This is a genomic window from bacterium, assembly GCA_018812485.1.
Taxonomy (GTDB): Bacteria; JAHJDO01; JAHJDO01; order JAHJDO01; family JAHJDO01; genus JAHJDO01.
In genome coordinates this window covers 1-4,134 of record JAHJDO010000087.1, presented here as the reverse complement: position 1 = coordinate 4,134, position 4,134 = coordinate 1, and the positions used below count along the sequence as shown (strand labels likewise).

Here is a 4,134-nt window from a genome sequence, read left to right as displayed (position 1 = left end):
TTTGCGATGAAAAGGGTAATATTGTGGCCATAAGTTTTAGCATGCATAGGTGGAGTATCCTGCCCAGAGATATTTCGCGACTAGATTATTATCGGTTAAGCGAACCTCAAGATGATTATTCTTTAAAATTGAGAAAAGGATTAATTCATCAAGTTAGGAAACGGGCTGAGAGAATAGCTCGCGAAAAAGAAAGGGCTATTGAAGAGAAAAAAGGAAGGAATATCACGCGCTCCATGGATCGGATTTTTTCTATTGCAGATATGCCTCAATCTTTAAGAGAGGCATTTATCTTTGACATCTTGGGAAAAGGCATTGCTGTTTCTCCGCTGCAAAGAAGTAAAGAAAGATATAACAGCGCAGTTTTTTCTGAGGATGTCATTGTGCCTGAAGGGATAACTTACTATTCCTTTTTTAGAGATGAGCTATTTAGGATAAAAGATAAAAAGGTGCGTTTACTTTGTGCCTTTAAGCTCGCTGCCCTGGGTAATTATTTTGGCAGAAGTGAAACGGAGACATTTGGGCGCTTCACCCAACTTGTTAAAAACCAAGGTTTAGAATGGGCATTGGAGAATCCTATAATAAGGGAATATTTCAGCGAAACTTTAGAAGACTCAAACCAGTTTGTTGAAGATTTATTGCGCGCTCAAGATATTTCAGATAAGAAAAAACGTGTATTATTAAGTGTTAATGATTCTGGATGGGAAGCAGCAACCCATATGCTTCTTACAGAAGCTCTTGTTGATTCCGGTTTTCTTGTTACTATTGTAGCTAATCATAGACCCATAGGGCACGATTTGGATGTAAGGGACGTAAAGGATATTTTTGGTTATATCGGGGATCTGAGAACTAGCGCTGTAGATGAGGCCGTTGTTTCCGGAGAATCGCTAACAGTAGAAGATACTGTAAGAAATGACGACTCTGAGCCGCGGCAACTGTTTTTACAGTTACGAGACGGTGATACTGTCTTAGCTCAAACTGAGGATATTTTAATAGAGCCTAATCAGGAACATGCATTTCGACTTACGTGGACTCCCACAAAAGATAAATATGAAAATCTTCAGCTTGTTGTTTGTAGAGTTGTGGATAGAGACGCAAACGAGAAGATGCGTGAAATTTATGGAAGAGAAAGACTGGTAAGTAGCCGTTTATATCAATATAAAGGGAAGGAAGTAACGATAATTTCAAATGGTTCACGTACTCGGGGCGTTGATCCTACTAATGTCAGTGAATCTCTTCACGAGTTTATACTTACTGAAAATCCCGAAGAAGAAGTTGTGGCCTGGGTATTAACAGGGGGGGCAAATCTCTCTAATATCTTTCCTGTACAACGATTTATCAGAATACCTTTATTATATCTAGCTAACAGCGGTGGTAGGGTTCAGGCTGTTTTAGGCCGATTAGTGGATACTGAAAAAGAAAAAGCCTTGATTTGGTATCATTCTTCTAGAAAGCCTCAAACTCCAGCCCACTTCTCCCTTTGCTCCAAGTCTAATAGCTTAACAAAAGAAGGCACTCCAACAACAGACCGCTTCTCCGTGGCAGAGAAAGTATATGATGTAACTGACATAGAAGCAATAGAATCTGAATTACAGGAACTGGCTACTGTAACACCCAAACACCCAAGCATCAATGTAACATTCACCATAAGAGGCCCCACTGAGAGAGAAAAACTATTAAGCTTCCTCCATGATAATCCCCAGATCCTCATAAACGCCTTAGACCGCTCCAAAGCCCTCCATGACGGAGAATTAAGCCAGAACATGACAATAGTCCTTGCTGACAGGTATGACTATCTCGCAGGAGACCACAAAGACAATAACCTCATAATCCTGAACGCCTCTGACCTCGAAGCAATGATTGCAGAGGGAGAAGACTCTGCGCATATCAGCGAACTTGTAACATCTCTACTCTCTGAAGAGCTCGCGCATGAAAGAGGCGCAGAAGGGGATATAGCCACAGAACAGGCCCTTGCTCAAGGATGCGCCGATAATACAATAACTTCCCTCGGGTTTGTGCTGTTCCAAGACTATATTGCCTTTGTTGAGAGATATGGAACAGAGCTTGATGAGGAGAATGGGTATTTGGGGTATTTGAAGGGAAGCGATAGGTTAGCTGAAGCAGAACATACTCTTACTGCTGCCTCACCTGTCTTATTTCGAAGGGGCGGACTAGAGCCGAGAATAGCAGATACTGTTACGTCTATTTCCAAAGTAGAAATTATAAGCTCTATCAATGAATTCCTTGGTGTTGATCTAACATTAGATGATCTAGACTGGGTTCTTGAAAGAAGTGGATTTACAAGTTACACGCAACTCTACCGAACTATCATGGACAATGTGTGGTTCTGCCAGGCAGTCGCAGCAAATGGCATGTTGAGTTATATGCCGGAAGAGGCAGTGATTTTTAGAAAGATGTCTAATCTCAAGATCGATGATATTAAAAATTTATTGCTAAATGGATTAGAGCTCAGCAGGTCGATACCAGGAGGAGGAGAAGGAATTCCTTTTTCTCCTTATCGTTGGGTTTTTGAAGATAGCGCATATAATGATAGGGGTTGTACAATTATTGTTACTTCCAGAGTATATGATACATATATGCAGCAAGGAAAAGCAGGATTTTTTATATTCGAAGAAGAAGAAATTCGATTTGTAACAGATATCCCACCCGAAGACGTAGATACTATATTTATTTCGGAGAGTATGTATAGTCAAGACCCAGAATTCTTTTCCAAGTTTTTAGAACAGGGACGCCTTCGAGTTGTAAAAGGAGAAGGAGAGGAGATAGGGCAAGCGTTTAAAGCAGCGTTGCGCGAATATCCTATTGCTGCCCAAGGCGAAATTAAAAGAGCATCTCTTCTCTGGAATTTAGCCCAAATCTGTAAGGATAGAGAAGGTTTTCTAGAAAACGTGAAGGAGTTTAAGACTGCAATATGTAGAGATCGAAAGAAATCTGGGGATTTTGTTAGAGCTTTACTTATAGAGGAAGATATACGATCACAGTTGGCTCGGCCTGCTACTGATATACCAAAAGTTATTAGAGAGCAATTGCCACGTGTTACAGACTTACTGCAATGGGTTGGGACTGATAAACTTATAGTTCATTTTCATCCTCATCGAGAAACGAATCCATTGGTTTTAGAGATAACAGGCGAACTTGAAGATATGCAAACTAAAATTCTGCTTGAGAGTGTAGCGATGGCCGGAATTCCTGTCAAAGTAGGAGAATATGAATTATATAATATTACTACTGATTCATTTCCCGTAGCTACATATGCAGCACAGACTCAAGATGGTTTAAGTGTAGTGTTATCAATTTCATCTCCTGAAAATGGACCAGCAATAGTCAGAAGATATGAGGAAGCCAAAAAAGCAAAAACATATCTTTTAAAACCCTTTCACTACGATACAGGGAGTAAATTACTATTCTTCGAACCTTTTGGGGAGACTACCTTGTACCGGTTGGTTATAGAAAATAATTTGTCGCAGCAAGAGTTGTTATTAATACTTCTTGAGGCGGCAAAAGGAATCCAAGCTTTCCATAGAGACGGACTTGAGCGTGTAAGTTTAGATTCAAAATATGTCCTGGTAGAATCGTCGGTTTCTGGAAATATTGCAGTTAGGTTACCTGGTTTTTTATCATTTCATCCTTTGGATGATGTACGAGAGTTAGGTAGATTATTATTTTTTGTTGTTTACGGTAATGTCTATGGTGAAAACACGTATTGGATGGGGCCAATGGACGCTAAAGCAGAGATTGAACGGAGTATTCACTTAGGTGATCCCGTCCAAGCAGGACTCAATGTACTTATTCAAAATAGCGGTGCCATTTCTCCTGATGGTCCTGCGAAATATTCTATAGATGGATTTGTGGAAGAGCTTGAGAAGATCATTAGAGCGCTTAACCAGGTAACCCCTCATGTATCGACAAAGTTCCATATTTCACCTTCTGTTTCTTCCGATCAGATTAGTGCTTCTGAGCTTTCCCTTATTAATGTAGCATTATTTAATGGAGAGGCAGTGCTTGAAGACAGAGACAGATTTTTGGAAGTATGCAGTGATTTAGTAGACATAGATCCTAGCATCGTCGCTGTAATTATTGCTGGGACTGAAGCCGAGGCTCAAGCGCTAAGAGCTC

General features: G+C 40.4%; 1 protein-coding gene. It reads left to right on the top strand.

What is annotated here, in order from left to right; genetic code table 11:
• Positions 1-23: 23 nt before the first annotated feature.
• On the top strand, positions 24-4,134 hold a 4,111-nt coding region (locus KKC91_06875; protein ID MBU0478274.1), incomplete at its 3' end, for a hypothetical protein.